24 protein-coding genes are annotated in these 25007 nt (G+C 71.9%); 12 read left to right on the forward strand and 12 right to left on the reverse strand.

The window, feature by feature from the left end; all coding sequences use genetic code 11:
- Nucleotides 1-6: 6 nt before the first annotated feature.
- Both BLW47_RS04135 and BLW47_RS04140 read right to left on the reverse strand, forming a co-directional pair.
- Nucleotides 7-861: a WecB/TagA/CpsF family glycosyltransferase gene (locus tag BLW47_RS04135; protein WP_091551515.1), complete on the reverse strand. Its 855-nt coding sequence runs from the start codon at nt 859-861 to the stop codon at nt 7-9.
- 75 nt (nt 862-936) lie between these two features.
- Complete coding sequence (locus tag BLW47_RS04140) at nt 937-1149, reverse strand: hypothetical protein (RefSeq protein WP_091551517.1); 213 nt, start codon at nt 1147-1149, stop codon at nt 937-939.
- 76 nt (nt 1150-1225) lie between these two features.
- On the opposite strand from BLW47_RS04140, the gene BLW47_RS04145 reads away from it, so the two are divergent.
- Complete coding sequence (locus BLW47_RS04145) at nt 1226-1864, forward strand: hypothetical protein (RefSeq protein ID WP_091551520.1); 639 nt, start codon at nt 1226-1228, stop codon at nt 1862-1864.
- Nucleotides 1865-1870: 6 nt separating this feature from the next.
- On the opposite strand, the gene BLW47_RS04150 is transcribed toward BLW47_RS04145, so the two are convergent.
- The 3 genes from BLW47_RS04150 to BLW47_RS04160 all read right to left on the reverse strand — a co-directional run bounded on the left by BLW47_RS04150 (nt 1871) and on the right by BLW47_RS04160 (nt 4482).
- Nucleotides 1871-2356 (reverse strand): hypothetical protein, encoded by a 486-nt coding sequence (locus BLW47_RS04150; RefSeq protein ID WP_091551522.1) that lies wholly within the window; start codon nt 2354-2356, stop codon nt 1871-1873.
- Entirely contained in the window at nt 2353-2559 is a 207-nt protein-coding gene (locus BLW47_RS04155) for a phosphatidylethanolamine-binding protein (protein WP_091551525.1), read from the reverse strand. The genes BLW47_RS04150 and BLW47_RS04155 overlap by 4 nt, the downstream gene beginning before the upstream one ends.
- A gap of 93 nt (nt 2560-2652) precedes the next feature.
- Nucleotides 2653-4482: a hypothetical protein gene (locus BLW47_RS04160; protein WP_139307153.1), complete on the reverse strand. Its 1830-nt coding sequence runs from the start codon at nt 4480-4482 to the stop codon at nt 2653-2655.
- Nucleotides 4483-4641: 159 nt separating this feature from the next.
- On the opposite strand from BLW47_RS04160, the gene BLW47_RS04165 reads away from it, so the two are divergent.
- On the forward strand, nt 4642-5220 hold the full coding sequence (locus BLW47_RS04165) for an LURP-one-related family protein (RefSeq protein ID WP_091551529.1): 579 nt from the start codon (nt 4642-4644) through the stop codon (nt 5218-5220).
- A gap of 60 nt (nt 5221-5280) precedes the next feature.
- Here BLW47_RS04165 and BLW47_RS04170 read toward each other — a convergent pair whose 3' ends face one another.
- A complete protein-coding gene (locus BLW47_RS04170; protein WP_091551532.1) occupies nt 5281-5682 on the reverse strand; it encodes a YunG family protein in 402 nt (133 codons plus the stop codon).
- Between the two features lie 85 nt (nt 5683-5767).
- Nucleotides 5768-8314, reverse strand: a complete 2547-nt coding sequence (locus tag BLW47_RS04175) for a S8 family serine peptidase (RefSeq protein ID WP_175543487.1) — start codon at nt 8312-8314, stop codon at nt 5768-5770.
- Nucleotides 8315-8593: 279 nt separating this feature from the next.
- Between BLW47_RS04175 and BLW47_RS04180 the strand changes: the two genes are divergently transcribed.
- Nucleotides 8594-9160, forward strand: a complete 567-nt coding sequence (locus BLW47_RS04180; RefSeq protein ID WP_091551537.1) for a hypothetical protein — start codon at nt 8594-8596, stop codon at nt 9158-9160.
- Here BLW47_RS04180 and BLW47_RS25320 read toward each other — a convergent pair.
- The gene (locus BLW47_RS25320) at nt 9124-9483 is read right to left on the reverse strand and encodes a transposase (protein ID WP_217634768.1); all 360 of its coding nucleotides are present in this window, start codon (nt 9481-9483) and stop codon (nt 9124-9126) included. The genes BLW47_RS04180 and BLW47_RS25320 overlap by 37 nt on opposite strands.
- Entirely contained in the window at nt 9480-9962 is a 483-nt protein-coding gene (locus BLW47_RS25325) for an RNA-guided endonuclease InsQ/TnpB family protein (protein WP_217634769.1), read from the reverse strand. The genes BLW47_RS25320 and BLW47_RS25325 overlap by 4 nt, the downstream gene beginning before the upstream one ends.
- Nucleotides 9963-9988: 26 nt before the next feature.
- Here BLW47_RS25325 and BLW47_RS25990 point away from each other — a divergent pair, with 26 nt between their 5' ends.
- The 8 genes from BLW47_RS25990 to BLW47_RS04220 all read left to right on the forward strand — a co-directional run bounded on the left by BLW47_RS25990 (nt 9989) and on the right by BLW47_RS04220 (nt 20209).
- Nucleotides 9989-10147 (forward strand): Scr1 family TA system antitoxin-like transcriptional regulator, encoded by a 159-nt coding sequence (locus BLW47_RS25990; protein WP_425435342.1) that lies wholly within the window; start codon nt 9989-9991, stop codon nt 10145-10147.
- Nucleotides 10125-10298: a DUF397 domain-containing protein gene (locus BLW47_RS04190; RefSeq protein WP_091551540.1), complete on the forward strand. Its 174-nt coding sequence runs from the start codon at nt 10125-10127 to the stop codon at nt 10296-10298. The genes BLW47_RS25990 and BLW47_RS04190 overlap by 23 nt, the downstream gene beginning before the upstream one ends.
- Nucleotides 10299-10332: 34 nt before the next feature.
- Nucleotides 10333-10533, forward strand: a complete 201-nt coding sequence (locus tag BLW47_RS04195) for a DUF397 domain-containing protein (protein ID WP_091551543.1) — start codon at nt 10333-10335, stop codon at nt 10531-10533.
- A gap of 76 nt (nt 10534-10609) precedes the next feature.
- Nucleotides 10610-12379 carry a thiamine pyrophosphate-dependent enzyme gene (locus BLW47_RS04200; protein WP_175543488.1) on the forward strand — a complete coding sequence of 590 codons (1770 nt, stop codon included), beginning with the start codon at nt 10610-10612 and terminating at the stop codon, nt 12377-12379.
- The gene (locus BLW47_RS04205) at nt 12380-15376 is read left to right on the forward strand and encodes an FAD-binding and (Fe-S)-binding domain-containing protein (protein WP_091551545.1); all 2997 of its coding nucleotides are present in this window, start codon (nt 12380-12382) and stop codon (nt 15374-15376) included. It begins immediately after the preceding gene.
- Between the two features lie 86 nt (nt 15377-15462).
- On the forward strand, nt 15463-16332 hold the full coding sequence (locus BLW47_RS04210; RefSeq protein WP_175543489.1) for an MEDS domain-containing protein: 870 nt from the start codon (nt 15463-15465) through the stop codon (nt 16330-16332).
- A complete protein-coding gene (locus BLW47_RS04215) occupies nt 16322-16795 on the forward strand; it encodes an ATP-binding protein (protein WP_091551551.1) in 474 nt (157 codons plus the stop codon). Before BLW47_RS04210 ends, BLW47_RS04215 begins: the two co-directional genes overlap by 11 nt.
- A 207-nt stretch (nt 16796-17002) precedes the next feature.
- Entirely contained in the window at nt 17003-20209 is a 3207-nt protein-coding gene (locus BLW47_RS04220) for an IPT/TIG domain-containing protein (RefSeq protein ID WP_175543490.1), read from the forward strand.
- Nucleotides 20210-20327: 118 nt separating this feature from the next.
- Here BLW47_RS04220 and BLW47_RS04225 read toward each other — a convergent pair whose 3' ends face one another.
- The 3 genes from BLW47_RS04225 to BLW47_RS04235 all read right to left on the reverse strand — a co-directional run bounded on the left by BLW47_RS04225 (nt 20328) and on the right by BLW47_RS04235 (nt 22346).
- Nucleotides 20328-20822, reverse strand: coding sequence for a YciE/YciF ferroxidase family protein (locus tag BLW47_RS04225; RefSeq protein ID WP_091551556.1), 495 nt, complete (start codon nt 20820-20822; stop codon nt 20328-20330).
- Between the two features lie 121 nt (nt 20823-20943).
- Nucleotides 20944-21345, reverse strand: coding sequence for a DoxX family protein (locus BLW47_RS04230; protein ID WP_245736432.1), 402 nt, complete (start codon nt 21343-21345; stop codon nt 20944-20946).
- A gap of 161 nt (nt 21346-21506) precedes the next feature.
- Nucleotides 21507-22346: a protein phosphatase 2C domain-containing protein gene (locus tag BLW47_RS04235; protein ID WP_091551561.1), complete on the reverse strand. Its 840-nt coding sequence runs from the start codon at nt 22344-22346 to the stop codon at nt 21507-21509.
- A gap of 379 nt (nt 22347-22725) precedes the next feature.
- Between BLW47_RS04235 and BLW47_RS04240 the strand changes: the two genes are divergently transcribed.
- A complete protein-coding gene (locus BLW47_RS04240) occupies nt 22726-24744 on the forward strand; it encodes a cell wall-binding repeat-containing protein (RefSeq protein ID WP_139307154.1) in 2019 nt (672 codons plus the stop codon).
- The last annotated feature ends 263 nt before the right edge of the window (nt 24745-25007 follow it).

Below are 25007 nucleotides of genomic sequence, written 5' to 3' on the forward strand. Positions count from 1 at the left end.
CACGGCTCACAGCGGAACGATGTCCGCCCGGTCGCCTCGCGGTGGCGGGGGACACGGTTGCCACAGCCGCGTCGCCTGCGCCGCCAGCCGCACGAGATAGCCGAGATTGAGCCCGAGGTAGCGCCGCCAGAGTCGCCCCGGCTCCATTGCGAGCCGCCAGCACCAGGCCAGCCCCGACCGCTGCATCCACAGTGGAGCGGGTCGCAGCCGTCCGGCGTGGTAGTCGAACGCCGCCCCGACGGCCAGCAGCGGCACGTCCAGCAGCGGCCGCATCGCGGCGACGAAAACCTCCTGGCGTGGGCAGCCCAGTCCGACGAGCACCAGCCGGGCGCTCGAGGCGCGGATCCGCTCCGCGACGGCGATCTCCTCGCCGGGCCGTGCGGTCCGGAACTTCGACGGTTCCGCCCCGGCGATCCGGAGCCCGGGGACAACGTGGCGCAGTGAGCGGGACAGCGCCCCGAGGATCTCCGGCGTGGAGCCGTACAGATAGACGGGAAGGTGCTCGCCGGCCATCCCGCGGAGCACGCGGAGCGTCAGCTCCGGACCGCTGACCCACTCGCGCAACCCCGCCCCGTGCAGCAGATTCAACGCCCACCGCACCGGCTGCCCGTCCGGGGCGACGACGTCCAGGCCGTTCAGCCGCGCGTTGTGCGCCGGCTCCCGTACCCCGGTCATCACGCCGTGCACCGCGAGCGCCGTCACGGCCAGCGGCCGGCGCGCGCGGGCCGCCTCCAGGACCCGGCGGACCACCGCGTCGTAGTCGACGACGTCGACCAGCACGCCGAGCACGTTCCGTTTGCCCCCGTGCCCGTAGGCGTCCGCCTCCCGCGGCCCGTCGTCGGTGATCCGCCCGCGCTCCATCGGTGCGACAGTAGAGGCGGTGCCGCCGCCGGGGCCCCGGCCCTCGCCGACCCGGACCCCGACGGATGACGCCGGCTAGACCCCCGCCTCGTCCTCGTCCTCCGAACTGCTCTCCGCGACCGGCCGAGCGGCCGGCCCGTACGGCGACACCTGCTCCGGCGGCACCGGCCGCGCCCCGCCGCCCTGCGCCCCCGGCGCACGCCGGTCCCCCGGACGCGGCGTCTTGCTCTCCTGCACCAGGGGATTCGTCCCGGTGCGGCGCATCTCCGGCTGTTGCACGTTGGTCATGTCCGCTTCCTCTCGCTGGCGGAGTCGGAACTGTTCTGTATCGGGTACCCCGGCCGAACGCGGGTAACCGGGACGGGTGAGCAAGGATCACGAACTGGTGACGGCGCTGCTCGACCGGCACGGACGCACGTACGCCGAGGAGGCCGGCATCCGGCTGGCCGACCGTCCGGAGCCGCTCTACCAGCTGCTGGTGCTGACGACGGTGCTGAGCACCCGCATCCGGGCCGGCATGGGCATCGCCGCGGCGCGGGAGCTCTTCGCCGCGGGATACCGCTCCGCCGGGCGGATGGCGCAGGCGGGCTGGCAGGAGCGGGTGGACGCGCTCGGGCGCGGGCACTACCGGCGGTACGACGAACGGACCGCGACGATGCTGGGCGAGAGCGCGCAGCTCTGCCTCGACCGGTGGAGGGGCGACCTGCGCCGCCTGCACGCCGCGGCGGACGGCGACCTCGGCAGGCTGCGCGGGCTGCTCGACGAGTTTCCCGGCATCGGTGCCACGGGGACGGACATCTTCCTGCGCGAGGTGCAGGTGGTGTGGCCGGACGTCCGGCCGTACGCGGACCGGCGGGTGGTCGCCGGGGCGCAGCGGGTGCGGCTGCCGGATTCGGCAGACCGACTCGCCGCGCTCACCGACGACGGGGACTTTCCGCGGCTGGCCTCCGCGCTGGTGCGGGTGTCGCTCGACGCGAAGCTCGCCGACGAGCTGACCCGGTGAGCGCCGTCAGCGGCGGCTGCTCAACCGGTTCCAGGTGGCCGCGCTCGCCAGCCCGTACGCGAGGTGCGGGCCGATGTCGGAGAGCCAGTCGTTGCGGCTCCACCGACGCGGGTTCGTGACGCCGAGCGCGGTCAGCGGGGTGTTGGCGGCGACCATCGCGGCGGCCCCGAGCAGGACCGCCGCCACGGGCAGGGGCACACGCCGCCCCTTGGTGAGCAGCGCGAACGCCACCGAGGTGGTCAGGCCGATCCCGTACCCGAGCAGCGGCCCCAGCCCGGAGCGCCGGTTCGACGCCTGCTGCTCGGGGCCGAGGTCGAGCTCGGTGACCTCGGCGAGCTTCGCCACGCTCTGTTGACTGGTGCTGCTCGGCGGTCGGGCCCGCACCGTCATGTCCAGGTAGGTGGCGGCGTCGATGGCGAGGGTGCCGACCGCGCCGGCGACGATCCCGTCGACCACGTGAGTCCGGCCTCCCGTCGTCTGGCCTCGGGTCATCTCGGCTCACCCCGCCCCCGCTCCCCCTTCGGGCCGAGCCCACGGGGACCCCGGACGAATCCCTGCGCGCCGCGGTCCTCCTGGAGGATCTCGTTCGCGACGTCGTTCGCGTCGTCGTCGACGGCCTGTCCGGCGTTCTCGAGCGAATGACGCAGCCGCGCACGCTTGATGTCGTACGCGTTGCTGCCGGGCCGTGCTGGCATCTGGCGGCCTCCCGTCGTGTGCGGCTCTTCTGCCCACCCGAGTACCCCGCCAGGTCCGGCCCATGCGACGCGGGCTCTGCTCCGCTTCCGGCGTCAGATCGGCTGGCGCTGCGGCGCGGGGTCGACGCCGAACTCCTCGTGCGGCGGCAGCCCCCGCCACCGCGCGGCCCCGGTGTCCAGCAGATAGCCGTCGCCGCCCCGGCCGGGTTGTCCCTGGCCACGGCGGCGGTGGACGTAGCCGAGCGGATGCGTCCGGTAGATCCGCCCGCCGTGCCGGATGACCCGTTCGAACAGCGCCCGCTCCGGCGACCGCGGCGCCGGGCGCCATCCGCCCACCGCCTCCAGGTCGCCCCGCGAGATCAGCATCGCGCCGCCCGCGACGACCTCGGTCTCCGACTCCGCCACGCCGGGCCGCCGAACCGTCGTGTCGAGCGGCGGCAGGTGCACGAACTCGGCGGCCTTGCCGACCAGCGTCGCGCCCGAGTAGTGCCGGGCGAGCACGAGGTCCCAGACGTGTTCCGGCCCGTAGCTGTCGCCGTCGGCGAACGTGCTGATCAGGCTGCCGGCGGCCCGTGCGGTCAGCGCGCCCAGCGCCGCGCCGAGGCCGAGACCGGCGGGCAGCGGCACGAGCTCGATCCGCCGGTCGTGGACGGGGAGCTGTGCCGGCGGGGCCACCCCGTACAGCCCGACGATGATCTCCAGCTCCGGGTAGGTCTGCGCGGCGATCGCGTCCAGCACGGCCGGGAGCGCCGTGGACCGGCGGGTCAGCAGGACGGCGCTGACCGACGGCGGCCGGGCGAGGGCGGGAAAGGTCGCGCCGGCCGCGCGGGGCAGCGCGAGCCCGGTGGCGTGGCCGCGCAGCGCCGCACGGCGCTGCCGGACGCTCTGCGCCTCCGCGCCGAGGGCGTCGGTCGGCGCCGGGCGGGCGGCCAGCAGGGCACGCAGGGCCGGGTCGAGCAGCTCGGCCACCGCCGGCGGCAACGCGGGTACGTCTAGGACGACGCCGGTCATCGCCAACTGCACCAGCAGGGTGGCGGCGCCGACGGCGTCCCGCTCCGGCAGCCGCGGACAGCGCACCCGACCGACCCGGCGCAGCCGGGCGACCGTCCCGACGTCCAGCGTCGGGCCGCGCAGCACGATCGATTCGCCGACCGGGCGGGGCCCGCCCGCCGGCCCGGACTCCAGCACCACGCGCGGGGCGCCGGGCTGGTAGCAGGAGCCGCGGCGGCCGACCGGGTTGACCCGCTCCGCGTCCACCAGGATCAGCGGCCCGGTCGGGGCGTGGGCCACGTGCCGCGTCGAGGTGTACGCGACGGCGTAGCGCGGCTCGGCCGGCTCGGCGGCCCGGGCCGCGGTGGTCGGCAGCTGCCGCGGGTCGGGCGGCGGCGTCCCCGTCCCGCCGGGGCGCAGCAGCAGGTCGTGCGGGCGGATCTCCGGGTTCGGCGCGAGGTCACCGGCGACGACCCGGTTACCGGGGTGGGCGGGCAGGTACGCGGGCAGCAGGCCGTGGGCGGTCACGTCGGCGCTGCCCGGCGCGGGCAGCGGCGCGGTCGGGGCCAGCGCGGGCAGCGCCGCGGCGATGAGATCGCGCAGCGGGGCCGGCGCGCCGACCCGGAGGCCGACCCGGGCCGTGCCGCGCCCACCGGCCGGGAGCCGGACCCGGTAACGGAGAAGGTGGTCGAGCACGCCGATCCGGCCCGACCAGTCCCGGTGCGGGGCGCGCCACCGGGCCACCAGGACCAGGAGCCGCCGCGCGGGCCCCAGGGTCGCCGGGTCGCTCGTCAGGTCGCGCAGCCGTGCCACCGATCCGGCGACCACGACGACGCTGCCGGAGCCGGGCGGCAGCCGCGCGACGCGTGCCCCGACGAGCCGGTCCAGTCGCTCCCCCGGCGTCGGTCGCGGAAACCCCGTCAGCCGCCACACGACCCCGACCATAACCACGCCACCACCGCGCCGTTCCCGCCTTTCCCGTCGATCAAGGAGCTGGTCACGCCATGGCGGGGACCGCGCGGCCGACGACGCTGTGCGACACTCCGCCGCGGGCAAATCTTCGTGAATGAATCTCAACACGCGGGAGCAGATATGGATCTTCAGGCGCTGCAGACCCAACGGCAGTTCCACGTGCGGCAGCGGGTGCGGCTCATGGTCAACCAGTACGAGGTGCGCGCGGTCGCGCCGGACGGCTCCGAGGGGGAGCTGCTCGCCTTCGCGCAGCAGAAGCGGCTGGCCTTCAAGGAGCAGGTGACGCTCTACACGGACGACACCAAGCAGCAGCCGGTGCTGGGCTTCAAGGCCCGCCAGGTGATCGACCTCGGCGCGACGTACGACGTGACGGACGCCGCCGGCAACGCGATCGGGCTGTTCCGGAAGAACTTCGCCGCGTCGCTGCTGCGCTCCACCTGGATCGTGGAGCAGCCGGGGCTCGGCGAGGCGGTCGGCCAGGAGCGGAACATGGCCGTGGCGATCCTGCGCCGCTTCGTCGACTCGCTCTCCTGGCTGCCGTACCACTTCGACTTCACCATCGGCGGCCAGCCGGCCTTCTCGGTGGTCAAGAAGTGGGGCCTGCGCGACAAGTACATTGTGGACGTGCACAACCCGCAGCTCGACCGCCGCCTGGTGATCGCCATGGCCGTCGCGCTGGACGCGCTGCAGAGCCGCTGACGTACGTCTTTTTCCGACGGGCGCGTGCCAGTTCCGGCACGCGCCCGTCGCGCATTGCGGTTATTCCGCCGCCGGGGTCTCCGTTCCGAGCGCGTCGAGCACCCGCGCCCGCAGCAGCTCGTACTGCTCGCGGCACCGCTTCGGCGGGCCCGCCGGCCGCTCCAACATTTCGCCGCCGACGACCACCTCGTGCGGAGCGAACTGCTCGCGCGTGAGGTCGACTTCGAGCCCGCCGGGCAGCCGGTTCCACCAGTGCCACATGATCTGCTCGCCGTCGACGTGTACCTGGCCGAGCATGAGGTCGCCGCCCAACAGGTCCTGCAGCACCAGTGCGGTCACGCCGCACTGCCCCCGCGCCGGGTTGCCGGGATGCCAGTCCGGCAGGTCGACGGGATCGCAGGTCGCCGCGCTCCAGGCCGCGCGCAGCACAATCTCCAACTCCATCAATGTCCATGTCGGCATGCCGCGCAGCCTGCCAGCCCCCTGCGACGGTTTTTCCGGCGTATCCGTTGCCGATGGAACGGCAACGGATACGCCGGCACGTTCCCTATGAGACGGTCACCGCCCGCACGGCGCTCTCCGCGCCGATGTACGCGGTCGAGTCCCGGAAGACCCACTTGTAGTCCACGCTCGATGACGGCTTGTGGGTGTGGGCCACGTTGCCGTACCGGTTGGTGGTCACGGTGGTGACCAGCGTCCACGTGGTGCTGCCCTTGGTCCTGACGTAAAGCTGCACGGGCACGTTGGTGATCGCGACAAGCTTGTCGCCGCGCACCACCTTCGCGGTGACCACCGCGGCCTGGCCGCGGGTGATGGTCGTCGCACCGCCGTTGATCAGAACCTTGCTGCCGATCAGCCGCGCGCTCGCCGCCGCCGAGAGGTTGCCGCTGCGGTCCCGGACCCAGACCCCGAACGCGTACGCGTTGCGCGCGTTCAGGCCCGACACGGTGACGCTGCTGCCGGTGCCCGCGTACACGGCGGTGCCGCTGGTCGGCGACGACGGCGGGGTGAGGCCGACCGCCATCCGCACGATCACCTGATCCAGGTCGCTGATCGCCGGCGTCGTCCAGGACAGCGTCGCCGTGCCCACGCCGCCGGTCGCGCGCGGGTTCCCCACCGGCGACGGCGCCTCGTCCACGGTGCGGAACGTCGTGCGGAACCGCTCGGCCTGCGCGGCTCCGTCCGTGTCGCGCACCCCGTCCACGACGATCCGGTACGGCGTGTTGTCCTGCAACGCGGCCTCCGGCGTCAGCACCACCGTCCGGGTGGCCGCGTCAAAGGCCGGCGTGGCCGCCACGGTCGCGCCGGTACGTCCGTGCACGAGCCGGACGGTATCCGCCGTGACCGACGCCGGATCGACGATGCGCTGGAACCTCACCGCGGGCGCCGCGCCTCGCGCAACCCCGGAGGCGAAGTCGGCCGGCGAGACATCCCACACCCACGTCTGCTCGCCCGCGGGCGACGGCCCCGCGCTGAAGTCGCCGAAGACGGCCAGGGTGTACGGCCGCGTGTCGGGTGCCCCGTTGTAGTTGCGGACGGCGACGTAGTACCGGCCCGCCGCCAGCATTGCGGTGACCGTCTCCTGCGCCGTCACGTTGGGGCTGTCGGCCCGACCGATGAGTCGCAGCTCCTTGTCGTAGACCTCGAGGATGGGGTCGGAGTTCTGCGCCCACGTGTCGTTGTACGCCGGAGGCGTCACGCGGAACGTGACGGTCTTCTCCCTGTCCGACTCGTAGCGGTACCAGTCGACGTCACCCTCCATCGCCGAGGTGCCGGTGATCGACGTGGTGAACGCGATGGCCCGGGCCGGAACGTCGTTGGGCTCGGCGGCGCCTGCGGCACGCTGCGGGAACTCCGCCGCCCACGCGCCACCCACGGCGTGGAACGCATCGATCACCCCGTTGCCGTAGTACGGGTCGATGCCCCGCGGCCCGGCGTCCCGGGCCGTGTCCTTCAGCCGGGCGATGACCTGAGCGGGCGTGAGGCTCGGGTACGCCGTGCGGACCAGGGCGGCGACGCCCGACACGAGCGGCGCGGCGAACGACGTTCCGCTGCCGATGTAGTACTGGTTGCCCGGACCGGTGGAGACGATCCCGAAGCCGGGGGCGGCCACGTCGATCCAATCGCCCCAGGAGCTGAAGTCGGTCAGCGCGCCGGCGGTGTCGGTGGCGCCGACCGCGAGCACCTCGGGGTAGGCGGCCGGGTACTGCGGCGTGTCGTCCCCTTCATTGCCGGCCGCCACCACAACCACGGCACCCTTGCTCGTGGCGTACTTGACGGCGTCATGCAGGGTCGAGCTGGTGCCCGGGCCACCCAACGACAGGTTGATGATCTTCGCGCCGCGATCCGCGGCCCAGATGATGCCCTCGGCGATGTCCGAGTCGAAGGCGGTGCCGCCCGGTCCGAACACCTTGATGGGCATGATCCGGCCCGTCCAGGCGGCACCGGCCACGCCGACACCGTTGTGGGTGTTCGCCGCGGCGATGCCGGCGACCATCGTGCCGTGGCCTTCGCTGTCGGTCGGCGCGGCGCCGGGGGTGACCGCGTTGTAGCCGGGAACGGTCCGGCCCTTGAGGTCGGGATGGTTGACGTCGACGCCGGTGTCGACCACCGCGATCACCTGGGTGGCCGAGCCCTTCGTCCGGTCCCACGCCTGGGGCAGCCGGATGGTGTTGAGGTAGTTCTGATCGCCGTAGGCGTATCCGGGGTCATTGGGCACGGCGGTCAGATGCCGCCGGTAGTCGAGCGAGACGCTCTCCACGGCGGGGTCCCGACGCAGTTCCCGGAGCATGTCCGTCGCCGCGCCCTGCGTGCGGACCTTGACGTACCCGGTCCCAGCTACGGCGCTGGCGCTGCGCGCGCCGCGGCCTGTCAACGCCTTGTCCTTCGCCGCAGCCGAGGCGCCGCGCTTGAACCGGACCAGAACGGAGTTCGGGTCGTACGCGGTCTCCTTGCGTTCATCCGGGCGCGCCGGCCGGGGCAGTTCTTCGATGTCGAGCTTCGGAGCGGAGGGCGGCGGCGCGGCATGGGCCGGGGCGATCGGCCCCAGAACAGCCAGTGCGAACGCAGCCGCCACCGTACGGCGAAGAGGCATGAGTCTCCCGTGGCGAAGGAAAGGGGATCTTGGCAGACTGCCAGACATCCAATGGCCGTCGTATAGACCGTTCGGACTAGATGTCTGATCGGCACCGGGTCACCGGCCGTCCACTGTAATTGGTGCACACGCGAGCGCGACATAGCGCACGTTCTGCCGCGCAACAGTCACCGCATTCTGCTCCGAGGCCCTCAAAACAGGCGCGGTGTACAGAACGCGGTCGCGCGGCCACGGCTACCACTGTGGCCGGTCGATGATCATGGCGTCTACCATCGCAGCGTGACCCCTGAGAGCCTCAAGACGCCTGGCGGGAACACCCGTCGCCACGTTTCTGCGCAGCTCAACATCGCAAGCGGATTGATGGTTCTTCAGGCGTCAGCGCTCCTGTTTGCGGCGATCGGTGCCGGATACGCCCACTTCCACATAGATGCGGCGGTAAACGCCGCAGCGCTAGAGTCCGACGTCCCGGTCGAGAGCTACCAAATCACCTGGAAGGCGGAGTACTTTCACTTCCAGGTCCGCCTGACCCTCTGGCACGCGTGCCTCTTCACGCCTCTTCTTGTAGGCACGGGAATCTGGGCCAGGACCGGCCGACGAATTGCACGAATTGCCGCGCTCGTAACGACCCTGTTCAGCGTTCTGTGCTGTTTCTGCTCCGGGTTCCGGCTGTACGCAGCCGACGAACCGGTGGATGGGCTCGACGAAGCGCTGCCCGCCGCGTTCGGTCAGGTGTACCCCGAGTGGGTCGATCTCGCCACGGTCGCGCTAACCGTCTCCTTCTTCCCCGCTATCGTTGCCGCCGCGCTGATCTACAACGAGCTGCCTCCACGGCAGGCAGCCCATTGACGATCTCTCCGCTTTGAAGGACGGAGATTCCAGTCTCGCCGGGTGTCGGCCACCCGCGCATGGGCGCGAGCGACCTTCACCACGGCTTTCTTGCGGTTGTTCGATCCCTTGGCCTTGCGGGACAGGTCTTGTTGCAACCGGCGCAGTTTCCGGGCCGCTCGGCGCAGGAACTTCGGCGCCGCCACCTTCGTGCCATCCGACAGGACCGCGAAGTGGGTCAGGCCAAGATCGATGCCTACTTCCGAGTCCGTCTCGGGCAGCGGCTCGTCGGTGGTCTGCACGACGAACGAGACGAAGTACCGGCCGGGCGCATCCTTGATCACCTGACCGAGCTGGGCTCTGCCGGCAGATCCCGCGACCAGCGCACCTCCACGTCGCCGATCTTCGGCAAACGCAGCCGGCCGTTGCCCAACACCGCGAACCGGGCGTTTTTGGTAAACCGGATCGCCTGACGGTTGTCCTTACGCGACCGCAACCGCGGCGGCGCGACCTTGCGGCCCTTGCGCTTACCGGACAGCGAGGCGAAGAAATTGCGGTACGCCACATTCAGATCCGCCAACGCCTGCTGCAACACGACCGCCGACACCTCACCCAACCACGCCCGGTCGGGGGTCTTCTTCGCCTCGGTAATGACCCGCCTCGACAACTCGGCGTCCGACAAGTACCGCCGACCCTCGGCTCGCGCCTCCTGCCGCGCCCGCAGCCCGTCGTTGAACACCACCCGCGCGCACCCGAACGCCCGCGCCAGCGCTTCCCGCTGACACGGCGTCGGGTAGACGCGGTAGTTGTACCGCAGCTGCACGCGACGACTATAACGTTGGTCTATGGCTGAACTCGAAGGGATTCGGAGCGCTGTTCCTGGAGTCGCCCGACGAGTTGCGCAAACTCAACGCCGTCTACGACCACCTGAAGACGCTGGCGATGTCGCCGGCGGAGTCAGTCAAGTTCATCAAGGAGAAGTCCCATGGAATGGCGGAAGTCCAGTAAGTCGAACAGCGACGGGAACTGCGTCGAGGTCGCAGCGCCGGGCGACACGACGGTCATGGTCCGGGACAGTAAGGACAAGACCGGTCCCGTGCTGGCGTTCAACACTGACGCGTGGACGTCGTTCGTCGCGGCGATGAAATCCGGCAGGTGACAGCGGGGAGCCTGTGACAGGTGGAGGTAGACGGATGACCTGGATCAAGAGCAGCCGTTCAAGTGGGAACGGCCAGTGCGTCGAGGTCGCAGACCTTGCGGCCGAGGGTATCGGTGTGCGCGACAGCAAGGACACCTCGAAGGCTGCCCTCGTCTTTGACGGAAAGAGTTGGGCGGCCTTCATCACCAGCGTCAAGGCCGGTCGGCTCACCGAGCACCTGCCCCCGGGACTGTGATCTAGGGCGCTGGCGGACCGACGAATATCGGCGCTTCGCGCTGGTTTGTCCGTCGGTGTACGGGGTAGGCCGCCCCGTGGAGCAGATCGCCTCGGAACACCTGGTCACCCGGCTCGCGGACTGGGGGGTCGACACCGTCTTCGGGATTCCCGGCGACGGCATCAACGGGATCATGGAGGGCCTGCGCCGCCACTCCGACCGCGTTCGGTTCTTCCTCGTGCACCACGAGGAGGCCGCGGCCTTCATGGCGACCGCGTACGCCAAGGCCACCGGCAAGCTCGGCGTCTGCCTGGCGACCTCCGGGCCGGGCGGCATCCACCTGGCCAACGGCCTGTACGACGCGGCGATGGACCACGCGCCGGTGCTGGCGATCACCGGTATGCAGGAGACGGCGGTGCTCGGCACCGGCTACCAGCAGGAGGTCCACCTGGACCGCCTCTACGCGGACGTCTCGGTCTACAACCAGGTGGTGGTCAACCCGGAGCAGCTGCCCACCCTGGTCGACCTGGCGATCCGCACGGCGTACGCGCGGCGGGGCGTGGCGCATCTGAGCATCCCGAACGACATCCAGGTCGCGTCGGCGAGCGCGACGCCGTACCAGCACGTGGCGCCGGTGCGGGCGCCGAAGACCGCGGCGGTCTATCTGCAGCCGGCGGCGCGGCCGCGCGACGAGGATCTGCGGGCCGCGGCGGACGTGATCAACGCGGGTAAGGCGATCACGATCCTGGCCGGCGTCGGGGCGCGCGGCGCGGGCCGGCTGGTGGAGCAGCTGGCGGAGACCCTCGACGCGCCGGTCATCAAGACCCTGAACGGCAAGATGGTGATCCCGGACGACTCGCCGTACACGACGGGCGGGCTGGGGTTGCTCGGGACCGGACCGAGCGAGGACCTGGTCCAGGACACCGACACGTTGGTGATGCTCGGGACGAACTTCCCGTACACGAAGCATCTGCCGCCGGCGGGGAAGACGAAGGTGGTCCAGATCGAGATCGACCCGGTCCGGGCCGGGGTACGGCTGCCCACGGACGTGCCGCTGATCGGCGACGTCGCGACGACACTGGAGGCGCTGCTGCCGATGCTGAACGGCCGGGTGGGGCACGGTCGGCTCGGCACGTACGCGGCGAAGATGCGCGACTGGCGGGAGAAGCTCGCCGCGCTGGAGTCGGCGGAGCGCGAGCCGATCGCGCCCCAGTACCTCGCCCGGCTCCTCGACGATCTCGCCACCGACGACGCGGTGCTGACCTGCGACTCCGGCACGATCGCCACCTGGGCCGCACGGCACTGGCAGATCCGTGGCGACCGCGAGTTCTACCTCTCCGGCAACCTGGCGACGATGGCGCCCGGCCTGCCGTACGCGATCGCGATCCAGCACGCGTACCCCGGCCGGCAGGTGATCTGCTACCAGGGCGACGGCGGCTTCGCGATGCTGATGGCCGAGTTCCACACGGCGGCGCAGTACGAGCTCCCCATCAAGGTCGTGATCAATAACAACAACAGCCTGGGCCAGATCCTCTGGGAGCAGATGGTCCTCGGCTATCCGGAGCACGGGGTGCGCTACGCGAACCCGCAGCCCGCGTTCGCGGAGTGGGCGCACGGCTGCGGCGGTTACGGCGCGCGGATCGACCGCCCCGGCGATCTAAGGGATGCGCTGCGGGACGCGCTGAACCATCCGGGCCCGGCGCTGGTGGACGTGGCGGTCGATCCGAACGAGCCGCCGATGCCGGGCAAGGTCAGCTACGAGCAGGCGAAGAAGTTCAGTCAGTCGTTCCTCCGCGGCCAACCGAGCAAGACGGCGATCGCGACGACGCTCTTCAAGGACCGGATCCAGCAGCTGCGGGCCGACTGAATGGCCCCGGTCAAGCTTCCGACCCCGGTGCTGCGCCGCCGGGAGGCCGACCACGGGGAGCTGGCGCGGGCGATGCGGGCGCGGGTGCGCGGCGAGGTCCGCTTCGACGCGGGTACCCGGGCGATGTACGCCACCGACGCCTCCAACTACCGGCAGGTGCCGATCGGCGTGGTGCTGCCGCACGACCCGGACGACGCGGTCGCGGCGGTCGAGGTCGCCCGCGAGCACGGCGCGCCGGTGCTCTCCCGCGGCGGCGGCACCAGCCTGGCGGGACAGTGCTGCAACGTCGCCGTGGTGCTGGACTGGTCGAAGTACGCCAACCGGGTGGAGGCGATCGACCCGGATTCGCAGACCGTGATCGTGCAGCCGGGCTGCGTCCGCGACGAGTTGAGCCGGATCACCACGCGGCACAGCGGGCTGGTCTTCGGGCCACTGCCGGCCACGCACAGCCACTGCACGATCGGCGGGATGATCGGCAACGACTCGTGCGGCACCACCACCCAGTGGTGCGGCACCACCGCCGGCAACGTCGAACGGCTCGAGGTCCTGACCTACGACGGGGTGCGGATGTGGGTCGGGCCGACCTCGGAGGACGAGTACGCGCGGATCCAGGCCGAGGGGGGCCGGCGGGCGGAGATCTACCGCCGGCTGCGGGAGCTGCGCGACCGGTACGGCGACGAGATCCGTCGCCGCACCCCGGACGTCCCGCGCCGGGTCTCCGGCTACAACCTCGTGGACCTGCTGGAGGAGCGGGGATTCAACGTCGCGCGGGCCCTGGTCGGCACCGAATCGACCTGCGTGACCGTGCTCCGCGCCGAGCTGCGGCTCCGCGCGGAGCCCAGGGCGCGGGCGATGCTGATGCTCGGCTATCGGGAGCTGGGTGCGGCCGGCGATCACGTGCCCGAGGTCAACGGGTACACCCCGTTCATCCTGGAGGGGATGGACGCCAAGCTGCTGGCGTACGAGGAGTTGGAGCGCCTGCACCCGGAGGCGTTTCCGCTCTTCCCGGGCCGGGAAGCGTGGCTGCTCGCCGAGTTCGGCGCTGACACCCTCGACGAGGCGCGGCAGCGCGCCGAGGAGGTCGCGGCGCGCATCGGCCACGACGACGCCACGGTGCTGACCGAGAAGTCACTGCGCGACCAGGTCTGGGACGTCCGCGAGTCGGGGCTGGGGGCGACCGCCCGCACGCCGGGCGGCGGGCCGGACACCTGGCCGGGCTGGGAGGACTCCGCGGTGCCGCCGGAGCGGCTCGGCGAGTACCTGCGCGGCCTGACCGCGCTGTTCGACGAGTTCGGCTACTCCGCGGCCAGCCTCTACGGGCACTTCGGCCACGGCTGCCTGCACGTCTCGATCCCGTTCGACCTGGTCACCGCCGAGGGGGTGCGGCGGTACCGGCGGTTCGTCGAGCGGGCGTCGGACCTGTGCCTGGGGCTCGGCGGCTCGCTGTCCGGGGAGCACGGCGACGGGCAGTCGCGCGGCGAGCTGCTGACCAAGATGTACGGCGAGACGATGGTGCGGGCGTTCGAGGAGTTCAAGGCGATCTTCGATCCGGAGAACCGGATGAACCCCGGCAAGGTGGTGCACCCGAACCGGCTGGACACCCAGCTCCGGCTGGGCGGCGACTACGCGCCGATGGAGCCGCCCACGGTCTTCGAGTACCCGGAGGACAGCGGACGGTTCTCCCGCGCGGCGGTGCGGTGCGCCGGCGTGGGGCAGTGCCGGCGGCTGGAGCCCGAGGGTGGGGTGATGTGCCCCAGCTACCTGGTGACCCGCGAGGAGCAACATTCGACGCGCGGCCGGGCGCGACTGCTCTTCGAGATGCTGCGCGGGGAGACGATCACCGAGGGGTGGCGGAGTCCCGCGGTCGCGGAGGCGCTCGACCTCTGCCTGGCCTGCAAGGGCTGCAAGCACGACTGCCCGGTCTTCGTCGACATGGGCACCTACAAGGCGGAGTTCCTGTCCCACCACTACGCCCGCCGGATCCGTCCCCTCGACCACTACAGCCTGGGTTGGCTGCCGCTCTGGGCGCGGCTGGCGCTGCTGGCCCCGAACACCGTCAACGCCGCCGCCCACCTGCCCGGCGTCTCCGGCATCGTCAAGCGGCTCGGCGGCATCGACCCGCGCCGGGAGCTGCCCCGGTTCGCCCGGGCCAGCTTCATCCGGTGGTTCCGCCGCCGCACCCCGCGCGGCAGCGGGCACCGCGGGCGGGTCCTGCTGTGGCCGGACAGCTTCAACACCTACCTTTCACCGGGGGTGCTGGCCGCCGCGGTCGGCGTCCTCGAGGCCGCCGGGTTCCGGGTGACGCTGCCCGACCGCGCCGTCTGCTGCGCGCTCACCTGGATCTCGACCGGGCAGCTCGGGGTCGCCGAACGGGTGCTGCGCCGCAGCGTCGCCGCGGTCGCCCCGCAGCTGCACGACGACGTGCCGGTGGTCGCGCTGGAGCCGAGCTGCGCGGCCGTGCTCCGCGCCGACGCCCACGAGCTGCTCGGCGACGACCCGGACACGCGCCGGCTGGCCGCCCGGACGAAGACGCTCGCGGAGCTGCTCACCGAACGCGCCCCCGACTTCCGCCCCCGGCTGTCCGGCCGCGACCCGCAGCCGGTGCGGGCGATCGTGCAGGCCCACTGCCACCAGCACGCGGTGCTCGGCTTCGACCCGGACCTCGCGCTGATGCGCGACATCGGGCTCGCGCCGGAGCGGATCGACTCGGCCTGCTGTGGGCTGGCGGGGAACTTCGGGATGGTGCCGGCACACCGCGACGTCTCGCTCGGCTGCGCGGAGCAGGCGCTGCTGCCGGCCGTCCGCGCCGCCGACGAACACACGCTGCTGCTGGCCGACGGCTTCTCCTGCCGTACCCAGATCGAGGACGCCGGGCCGGGACGCCGACCGGTGCACCTCGCGGAGGTGATCAACGCGGCGGTGCGCGGGGTGCCGCTCGGCGCGTACCCGGAGGAGGCGGTCGCGGTGCGTTCCGACGGTCGCCGCGCCCACCGGTGAGGCGCGGCACCGCATACCACGCATTCGCGGGTCAGCCGATTTAATGTGGTGCGCAGCATCACCTGTAGATCACAGAGGAGACGTCGTTGACCGACCCGTCACGGGTGGACGAACTGCAGCCGGGCGATCACGCCTGCCTGACGTTCTCGGACGTCGACGAACGCCTGGACCTGGTCGCCGCGTTCATCCGGGACGGGCTGCGCCTCGGCGATCGGGTGCTCTGCATCACCGACTCCGTTCCGTGTTCCGCGCTGCACGCCGAGCTGGCCGGGCGGGGCCTGCCGATCGACGAGGCGACGCAGGCGGGCCGGCTGCACCTGGCGACGAGCGCGGAGACCTACCTCGCGGAGGGCTCGTTCGCGGCGAACCGGATGCTCGACCTGCTCTCCGATCGGATCGAGCAGGCGCGGTCGGAGGGGTACCGGGCACTGCGGATCGCCGGCGACATGTCCTGGGCGCTCCGGCCGGTCGCGGGAGTCGACGAGTTGATGACGTACGAGTCGCAGCTGCGGTCGTTGCTCGCCGACGGCGGCGGCATCGCGATCTGCCAGTACGACCGGCGCTGCTTCGACCCGGTGACGCTCGCCGGGGTGACCGCCGCGCACGAGCTCGCCGTCGCGGCCGTGACCTATCACGATGACGCGCTGCTGCGGATCTGCCGGCAGTACGTGCCGGGTGGGCTGCGGGTCGCCGGCGAGCTCGACTACCGGGCGGTGGCGCCCCTGACGCGCGCGCTCACCGAGTCGCTCAGCCTGGACGAACACGTCCACGTCAACCTGACGCAACTCGCCTTCATCGACGTCCAGGCCGCCGGGGCGCTGCTCCAGGCGGCGTTGAGCCTGGCGACCGGCCAGCGCATGGTCCTGCGCTGCCGGCCGCTGATCCACAAGGTGCTCCGCACGCTCGGCGCGGACGAGATCCCGCAGCTGGACCTGGTGATCAGCGATGACGAGTAGCCCGGACGCCCAGCCGCTGCAGCCGTCCCGGGCACCGCGCGAACGGTCCCGGCTGCTGCTCGACGCGCCGTTCGAGCAGCGCGACCTGGTGGCGCTGCGCCAGGCGGTGGCCGCGCACGCCGATCGCGCCGGCCTGCCCACCGCCCGGGTCGCCGAGCTGGTGGTGGTCGCGTCGGAGCTCGTCACGAACGCGATCCGGCACGGGGACGGCCGGGGGCGGCTGCGGCTGTGGACGGCCGACGGGATGCTGCACTGCCAGGTCACCGACGACGGACCGGGATTCGCCGGCGACGCCCCCGTCCGGCCGCGCCGCCCCGAGCCGGGCGCGGTCGGCGGCCGTGGCCTCTGGCTGGTCGCCGAGTTCTGCGACGCCCTCACCGTCGACAGCACCGCCGAGGGCACCACCGTGACTGCCGCGATGGCACTCCTCACCCCGGGCCCCGCCGACAGCGGCGCCCGGTGAGCTTCTCGATGCGCAGGCCGGCGAGCCGGTAATCGGCGTCTCCGTACCGCCGCTCGGCGCCCGGGTCGTGTAGCCGGGATCACTATGGGTAAAGCGCTCAACTAAAGATCATCTGTGCCGATCGGACGGTTCTCGGTGTCGGCGCCGGCGAGGCATCCACAGGGTGCTTGCGGACACTGGGGATGGCCTATGTCCGAAGGAGCACGGATGTCCGTCCTCTTGCGCAGGCTGACCAGTCCATTGGTCGCCCTGCTCGCCGTGATAGCCGTCACGGTCCCCGCGACCGCGGCGGTCGCCGCGCCCGCACCGTTGCCCCACGTCGTCGGGGGCTACATCCCCAGCGGCGGACGCATTCTCGCCGGCGCCGACCAGGCCGGCGTCTACGCCTCCACCACGCTGCCCGCCAGCGTGGACCTGCGGCAGTACGCCCCGCCCGTCGGCGACCAGGGCCAGGTCGGCTCCTGCGTCGCGTGGACGATCGCCCACGGGATCATGGGCTACTACGCGACCCGCACGGGCGGCGTCGGCGCGCCGTACGCCCCCCTCTTCCTCTACATGCGCACGGTCGCGCCGGGCGGCGCCCCGAGCGCCGGCCTCAACCCCGACCAGGCGCTGGCGAACGCACAGTCCGGCGGCGTCGACACCCAGGACAACTACTTCCAGGGCACGACCGGCTGGCAGACCCCGCCGACCGCGCAACAGATCGAGAACGCGAAGAACTTCAAGGTGACCGGCTGGAGCCGGCTGTGGCTCGGCGGCAACCAGGGCTCGGCCGCGCAGACCGCGGTCCAGCAGGCGCTCGCCTCGGGTTCGCCCGTCGCGATCGGCTTCCCGGTCTTCAACGACTTCATGAACCTGCGGACGCACAGCGTCTACAGCACGACCTCCGGCACCAACCTCGGCGGCCACATGGTGGCCGCGTTCGGGTACGACGCCCAGGGCGTCTTCATCCGCAACTCGTGGGGCACGGGCTGGGGCAACGGCGGCGACGCGAAGGTCTCCTGGTCGTTCGTGAACAGCGTCGTCAACGGCGCGTACACGGTCAGCGGCATCCAGACGCCGTCGGCGCCGATCCCGATGCCGCCGACGGTGGCGTCGCTCTCGGTCAACAAGGGCAGCTCCGACGGCGGCACCCAGGTGACGATCACCGGCGCCGGCCTGGCCAGCGCGTCGGCGGTGCGCTTCGGCTCCGCCTCCGCCACGTTCAGCCCCGTCCAGGCCAACGGGGTCACCAAGCTGGTCGCCACCGCCCCGGCGAACGCGCTCGGCACGGTCGACGTCACGGTCACCAACACCGCCGGCACCAGCCCGGTCGGCACGGCCAGCAAGTTCACGTACGTGCCGCCGCCGCCCGCGGTCTCCGGAATGAGCGCGAGCAGCCTGCTCATCTTCGGCGGCACGACCATCACGGTGAACGGCACCAACCTCACCGGCGCCAAGTCGGTCAAGATCGGCACGAAGATCGCGACCCCGAAGGTGCTCTCGGCGACCAGCCTGACCTTCGTGGCGCCTCCGATGCCGGTCGGCACGTACGACGTCACCGTCACCACCGCGCAGGGCACCAGCCCCACCGGGCCCGCGGCCAGGTTGACCTACGTCAACCCGCCGCCGCCGGCGGTCGAGTCCGTCACGCCGAGCAGCGCGCTGACCTACCTCTCCACGCCCGTCGTGGTGACCGGCACGAACCTCACCGGCGCGTCGCGCGTCACGCTGGGCGGTAAGGCGCTGACCTTCACCCGGGTCTCCGACACCCAGCTGAGGCTCACGGTGCCGCCGGGCACCGCCGGCACCGTCGACCTGCAGGTCACCACGCCCGGCGGGACCAGCGAGGTGGGCACCTCGGCGCAGTTCACGTACCGGACGCCGCCGGCGCCGGCGATCACCTCGATCAGTCCGAAGAGCGCCCTGACGTACGTGACCACGCCGGTGGTCATCACCGGCGTCAACCTCACCGCCGCCTCGAAGGTGACCGTCGACGGCGTCGCGGTCTCGTTCACCCGCGTCTCCGACACGCAGATCAAGGTGTCGATGCGGCCGCACGCGGCCGGCGACGTCGACGTGCAGGTGACCACGCCGGGCGGGGTGACCGCGACCGGGTCGGACGCGCAGTTCAGCTACACGGCGCCACCGGCGCCGGTGGTCGACACGGTGTCGCCGGCCAGCGGGCTCACCTACCTGACCACCACCGCGCTGGTGACCGGGACCGACCTGACCGCCGCGTCGGGCGTGACGGCCGGCGGCGTCAAGGTCACGTTCAGCCGGATCTCCTCGACCCAGCTGCGGGTGACGCTGCCGCCGCGGGCGGCCGGTGACGTGCAGCTCACGGTCACCACGCCGGGTGGCACCAGCACGGGCACATTCACGTACGTCGCGCCGCCGCCGCCGAAGGTGACGGGCCTCAGCGTCGGCAAGGGCCTGACGTACGTGTCGACGCCGGTGACGTTGACCGGCACCGACCTGACCGCGGCGTCCGCGGTGACGGCGGGCGGGACGCGGGTGTCGTTCACCCGGGTCTCGGACACGCAGATCAGGGCGACCCTGCCGCCGCGCGCCGCCGGGAGCGTCGACGTGCTGGTGACCACGCCGGGCGGGACCAGTGAGGCGGTGCCGTTCACGTACGAGGCGCCGCCGCCGCCGGTGATCGACGCGATCAGCCCGGAGAAGGCGTACACGTACAAGACGACGACGGTCGGGCTGACCGGCAGCAACTTCACGGCGGCGTCGGCGGTCACGCTCGGCGGCGTAAAGGTGTCGTTCGTCCGGATCTCCGACACGCAGCTGCGGGTCACGCTGCCGCCGCGGCCGGCCGGCGCGCTGGGCGTGCGGGTGACCACGCCGGGCGGGACCAGTGAGGCGGGCACGTTCACGTACGAAACGCCGCCGCCACCGGCGATCTCGTCGCTGACCGTCACCAGCGCGATGACGTACGTCTCGACGGTCGTGCTGGTCAACGGCAGCAACTTCACCGCCGCCTCCCGCGTGACGGCCGGCGGCGTCGCCACCCCGTTCACCGTCGTCAACGACGGGCAGCTGCGGGTGGTCCTGCCGCCGCGGGCGGCGAGCGCGGCCGGCACGGTCGACGTCCAGGTCACGACGCCGGGCGGTACGACGACGGCGAGCCCGGCGTCGGAGTTCACGTTCGTGGCGCCGCCCGTGCCGACGCTCTCCTCGCTCAGCCCCGCCAGCGGGCTGACCACCAAGAGCACCACGGTGGTGATCACGGGGACCGGGCTGACCGCGGCGTCGCGGGTGACCGTCGGCGGGACGGCGGTCACGCTGGTCCGGCTCTCGGACACCCAGGTGCGGGTGACGATGCCGCCGCGCGCGGCCGGCACCTACCCGGTGGTGGTCACGACGCCGGGCGGCGTCACCGCCGCCAGCAGCGGTAGCACGTTCCGCTACACGGTTTCCTGACCGGAGCCCGGTTGTCGGGGGAGCCCGCCGTCACGATCGACGGCGGGCTCCCCCGAGTCGTTTCCACGGCGGCGCCTCCCGCGGGACGCGCCGCCGTCATCGCCGGACGCGCACGGCGCTAGACGGTCGCCATCGCCCGCTGGCTCATCTCGTGGCTGATCCGCTCGAACGTGCCGGCGCTCTCCTCCTTCTGCACCAGGTTCGTCTGCAGAAACTGCGCGCACTGGCTGTCGCCCATCAGCACCGCCTTGTCCACCAGCCCCCGGTAGGTGCCGACGCCGTAGTGCGAGAGCTTCATCGCCGTGCCCAGCGCATAGAGCTCCATGACATGCTGCGAGGGGTTCTGACTCATGAACGCCTGGAACTCCGTGCCCGCGCCGTCGAGGGTGGCGCAGGTGATGTTCTTCGGCCGCGTGCCCATGGCCTGGAAACACGCGTCGAGGTTTCTCAGCTTCTGTTGACTCGACTGCTCCTCCATCCGCAGCAGCTGCGAGAGGTTACCGTCCTTGACCTTTCCGGCCGCCTGGGCGAACAACTGACCGCTCTTCTGCTCCGCATCCCGCGTCGCGGACAGCTCGTACATGAACAACTCGCTCGGACTGTTGAGCGCCATGCCTACCCCCGATCAGCTGGACCACCGTGTCAGTGCGGCGGCTACCCGTTCTGCCACCGCCCATGCCGCCGGTCTCGGGCACCGACGGCATGGGCTTTCGGCGTGGCGACCGGGCGCGGGGTCAGACCCGGGCGGTCTCCGGCGCGGGCTCCGGCCGCGTGGCACGGCCGTGTCGCCGCGTCAGCAGTCCGTCGAGCGACCACGCGCCCGCTCCGAGCGCCGCGATCAGCAGGAACGACCAGCAGAAGAGGGCGGCCAACTCGCCGCCGTTGTTCAGCGGCAGCAGCGCGGCCGGCTGGTGCACCACGAAATAGGCGTACGCCATGGAGCCGGAGCAGATGACGGCGGCGACCCGGGTGCCGAGGCCGATCAGGACCAGTAGCCCGCCCACGAACTGGATGAGCGCGGCCCACCAGCTGGGCCAGGCGCCGATCTCGACGGCCTGGCCGGTGCCGCGGGCGCCCCCGAAGATGCCGAACAGCGAGGACGCGCCGTGCAGCGCGAACAGCAGGCCGAGCACCATCCGGAAGAGCGTGGTGACGACTGTGGAGAGGTTGACGGGGCTCACGGGTGACTCCTTGCGATCGAATGATCGGACTCCCGCCCGGGAGGAGACCGTGACAGCGACACCCCGGCTCACCATTGAGATATATCAATGTCTTGCCCTCTGCGGCAAGCGGGACGTCACTCGTCGAAGACGCAGAGCGCGGCGGAGGCGTCGTCGTGCAGCTTGTACCGGGGGTGGGCGCGCGCGTCGCGATCCGCGTTCTCCGCCAGCCGTACCCGCCGGATCAGCTCCTCCGGGCCCGCGTCCGTGAGCAGGTCGAGCAGCTGGGGCCAGGTCAGGAACGCGTAGTCGTCGACCGCGCAGGAGGCGCCGTCGGTCAGCAACGCGGCGCGCCGGACCCGCCGCCGCCCGGCCAGCGGCAGACTGCCGGTGACGGCCCGATGCGCGGCCTCGGGATTGGCGGCGGCGATCCAGTATCCGTCGGGTGTGTTGGTGAGCTCGTGCTTGCGCGCCGCGGTCTGCCGCATCCGCGCGCCCTGCTCGGCGCGGCCGATGTCATAGTCCCCCGCCACGGCGATCTGGCGCAGCTCGGCGACCGCGCGCCGGAAGCGACTGTCGGTGACGACCCGGACGTCGGCGCCGAGTTCGACGACGAGGGTGCCGTCCGAGAGGACCAGGTAGTCGAGCGTATCCCCGGCGTCGCGGGCCAGGCAGACGGTCGCCGCCGGGGTCGCCGGATTGTCCAGGTCGCACCGGCCGTCGTGGTCACCACGTACCCGGCGGATCGCCTCAGCCAGCTGCTCGGCCAGCGAACCGTCGGGGGAGGCGGCGGCGACCTCGGTGAGCCGCGCGGTGAGGCGCCGGACGTACCAGGCCGGTCCGTGGACGCACCCGGTGTCGATGCCGGGCGGCGTCGTCACCCCGTCCAGCACGGCGACCAGCGACCCCGCCTGGAACGCGTGGTCCTCGTTCTCGGCGTGGCCCGGCGCGGCCTCGGACGCCAATCGGACCCGCATCGGGCCTCCCCGTCAGCGCGCGTGCGGCAACCCCCGCTCGACAGCTTCGCACGCCGGGTGGCGAGCCGAGGCGGATTCCGTCTTTGCGGAACCGGAACCGCGCATACGGGAGGTGACGCCTATCCGACAGCGACCGAAAGGTCGGTGACCCAATGGAAATCGATGACTACGGCGAGTGTCGATTTTGCCTGGTCGACTCGGCTTTTCGGCCGGACTTGCCCCGCCATCGGGACGTCCCGGGCAGCGGCGAACCGTAAATGGGCATTAAAGTCTGCGATGCGCCGCCCAGCGCCCGAAACACGGCGTACGCGTAGGACGATGCGGCGCATTCTCCGACGGGGAGACCTCATTGCTTTCTTCAGTTTTCCGTAGACCCCTTGTGCTCGCGTCGGCCCTCGCGGTCGGCGCCACCACCCTCGTGGCGGGCACGGGCGCGGCCAACGCCAGCCTGCCCGGGGCTGCCAACAGCCCCCTCACCAGCAGCAACGGCAGCACCACGATCCGGTTTGCCGGCGGCGGCTCCCTGGCCTCGTCGGACAACCTCACCGACGTCGCCTGGGCCCCGGACGGCAGCCAGGCGCTCTACGTCGACAACGACGGCAACATTGCCAAGCTTCGCCACAACGACGCCCAGAACATCTGGTCGATTGTCGACAGCCCCGCCCTGCGGCGCGGCCCCAGCTGGCGCGGCGACGGCAGCGGCATCGTCTGGGCCGAGCGGGCCTCGGCGTCCGTGCCGTGGACCATCCGGGTGGGTGCCAACACGTCCGGCTGGACGACCCGGCAGATCTCGCCGGCCGACGGTAACCACTACCTCAACCCCGACGGCGGGGCCGACCTCCGCATCGTCTTCCAGCGCCAGGCGGACTCCAACGGCACGCCGACCGGCACCCCGGCCGTCGTTCTCTACGACCCGTTGCAGCCGGAGGGTTCGCAGATCTCGGTCGTCGACGAGAACGGGGCGAACCCCGCCATCTCGCCCGATGGCACCAAGGTCGCGTTCGTCCGCGACGGTCAGATCATCGTGTCGGACCTCGCCGGCGACAACGAGGTCGTGGTGACCAGCAACGCCGCGTCCCACGACAACCCGACCTGGTCGCCGGACGGCACGACGATCGCCTTCACCCAGGGCAGCGGCGTGGCGACCGCCGCGGCCAACGGCACCCAGGCGGCCAGCCCGACCGTGGTGTCCGGGCTGTCCGGCGTTCCCGCCTACCAGCCGCGCCGCGCCGACCGGGTGGCCCGGCTCGCCGGCTCGAACCGCTACACCACGGCCACGGCGGTCTCCCAGTCGCACTGGGCCACGATCAGCGACTCGACCGACCGGCGCCAGAAGGCAGAGTCGGTCATCCTGTCGCGCTCCGACACCTTCGCCGACGCGCTCGGCGGCTCGGCGCTCGCGGTCGCCAAGACCGGTCCGCTGCTGATGACCGCGCCGACCACGCTGCACACCGCCACCACGGCCGAGATCCAGCGGGTGCTCGCCCCGGGCAAGACCGTCTACCTGCTCGGCGGTCCCGGCGCGATCTCCGCCTCGGTCGAGAACGCGATCAAGGCGCTGGGCTACAACACGACGCGGCTCCAGGGCGCCAACCGGTACACGACGGCGGTCGCCATCGCGAACGCGATCGACCCGACGCCCGACCTGGTGCTGGCGGCGACCGGGAACAACTTCCCCGACGCCCTCGCGGCCGGCGCCGCGGCCGGCTCCTACAACACGCCGGGCAGCGGGCTGTCCGCCGTCGTGATGCTCACCAACGACGCGGCGATGCCCGCGCCGGTCAAGACGTACCTCGACGGACTCTACAACGACAACAGCGAGGGGCCGGTGCTGTTCGGCATCGGTCGGTTCGCGGCCCAGGCCGGCCTCAGCTACGACCCGTCCACCGTCGAGGTGTGGGGCGAGAACCGGTACGAGACGGCACTCTTCACGGCGTTCACGTTCTTCGCCGGCAGCAACTACGCCGGCTTCGCCACCGGCGCCAACTGGCCGGACGCGCTGGCCGGTGGCGCGCTGATGGGTCTGCTCAACGGGCCGCTGATGCTCACCCCGGGCACCGCGAGCAGCCTCGGCTTCCACGCGGAGCTCGTCGCCGACGAGGGCGCCGGCTCGCTGCACACCGGCATCGTCTTCGGTGGCGCGCCGGTCGTGAACGACACCCAGCGGAACCAGATCGGCAGCTGGATCAGCGGGCCGGCCGGGTACAGCCGGCCGGTCAACCCGACCGACATCGGTCTGGAGTTCGGCAGCGGCGGCGCCAGCCCGAACGGGGCCCGCGCCCTGAGCAGCCGGTCCGCCGCGACGGCGGGTTCGGCAGCGCAGGACGTCAACCGGGTCCGCACGCCCGAGCAGGCGGCGGCCGCCGCCGACCAGCTCCGGGAGCGGTTCGCGCGGTAAGTAACCTCGCCACCCGAAGGGGCCCAGCCGGTACGGCTGGGCCCCTTCGTTTTTGCCTGAGCCACCGTACCGTGCCTCTCGGAGGCGTCCGTCCACAGTGGCGACTCGTAGGGAACGTCGCGTAAACAGCCGTCCCACCGGAAGCCCCCTACTACCGGGAGTCGCGCGCCATCGGCGCGTCGCTCGCGCCAATCCAGGACACGAGGCGCGGCACTATCGGTGACCCGGCAGTCCGTCGAGCGATTGAGCGGGCGGGCGCCGGC

Source organism: Micromonospora pattaloongensis (genome assembly GCF_900107255.1).
Taxonomy (GTDB): Bacteria; Actinomycetota; Actinomycetes; order Mycobacteriales; family Micromonosporaceae; genus Micromonospora_I; species Micromonospora_I pattaloongensis.